1 protein-coding gene is annotated in these 1,683 nt (G+C 33.6%); it reads right to left on the bottom strand.

All coding sequences use genetic code 11. The features are described 5' to 3' along the window. On the bottom strand, positions 1–1,548 hold a 1,548-nt coding region (locus HG1285_RS02565), incomplete at its 3' end, for a PilC/PilY family type IV pilus protein (protein ID WP_008289098.1). Positions 1,549–1,683 lie beyond the last annotated feature (135 nt).

The following is a 1,683-nucleotide window of genomic DNA, read 5'->3' as shown; positions in this document are numbered from 1 at the left end:
TACTGTAAAACCTGGACATCTTTGGCTAAATGCAGGGTCCCCAGTTGCACAATTTAAAGCCCATGCTCTTGTTTGTCCACCAAATCCGCATAAGTCTGCAGTTGGCTGTGTAGTTGTAAAAAAGACAATATTATTAGATATTGAAGGGTCTGATATATTTCTTTCTTTAAGATATATAGTATTTCCAAGGTCAAGGTCTATCATCCATGCTCCTTGAGTTTTATCAGCTATATTTTGACATGCTAAATTTTGTGTTGCTGCATGTACTGGATTTATAGTTCCAGTTGGACAGTTATTATTCTCATCACACAAGAACGGAACCCCATAAAGTGCATTTTGACTCTGGTCATCATCTGTTTTATAAAAATATCTTCCTGTTCCAAAATAAAGAAACCATTTGTTAAAACATTTACCTGCAACTATTGGTGCCACTACAGGATTATTAGCAAAACTGAGCAAAGTTTCATCAAAATCCCAATTGTTTGGGTTTGTATCTCCTGTCCATATTTTTAGAACTCCACCTTTTGCAGTTGCATTTCCAACCTTCCTGGAATATCCTAAAAACACATAATCAGTCTGACCGTCTTCATTCACATCCAATCCATTATTAAAAAGTCTTCCTCCAAAGGAGTTTGAGAAGTTTTGACCTAAGTCTTTATCAAGTAATAAATTTCCTGTTGTCAAATCCAGAACAAATATATGTAAATTTTGAGATGTATATCCATCATAAGATGTTGGACCTGAAGCAAATAACACAAAGTACTTCCAGTTTCCAGCACTGTCTTTTCTTTTTATATAAGCAGGACCTGAATATGTAAAACCTAAGTTTGGATTTGTAAATTCCCACAAAAGTTTTGGATTATTTATATCTGTTACATCAAGAGCATAATATTCTGATAACCCTACACAACTACTATTATTTTTACAGGTATCTGGTGGTGGATTTACACAGTTTGTTCCACTACAACTACATCCTCCTCCAAGTCTTAGACCTCCAATTAAAACTATTTCCTGGGTTCCATCATTATCATAATCAACATTTATTAAATAAGGAGCTAAGTCGTGTATATATAAATGACAGTAATTAGGGTCTGCCAAATATCTTAAATAAGGAAGTGCATGTTTTGGAATAAATGCCCAGAGTTCTTTCCCTAAATTTGTACCTGTTAACTTGGCAACATAGCTTCCTGTTAAACTTTCAACTTTTCCAGCTTCAAAAGCATGTAGCATTCCATCATTGGAAGCAGTAAATATTACACCATGGATTAATTTACCGTTCTGGTCTTTATAATATGCTATTTTAGGAGAAGAATAAATAATATCTGCTAATTTCCAAACATCTCCACTGCTATTTACTTTCCTACTTCTACATCCAGGAATATCTTGACCTCTAATATAATTAACAAGATTGGTATAATTAATGGTATTTCCGTTTATTAAACAGGCAGGAAATTCTGAAACATCCGTTCCTAAAAAGCTTTGGAAATTAGCTAAATTTGAAACAGTAAATTCTATTAATGAATTGCTGTTATCTACTGTATATATCACCCTATCAGAAGCCTGTCTATTTTTCAGCTGTTCTCCTGCTTCCCATAAATATTTAACTTCGTCTAAAGAAGAATACTCTGGGAAAATTTCAGTTCCTTTTGTACCATTAGTATTTGATGAAAACGGTGAATTTTA

The organism is Hydrogenivirga sp. 128-5-R1-1, from assembly GCF_000171895.1.
Note: the sequence above shows the minus strand (reverse complement) of the source record. Positions and strands in the feature narration are given on the sequence as shown.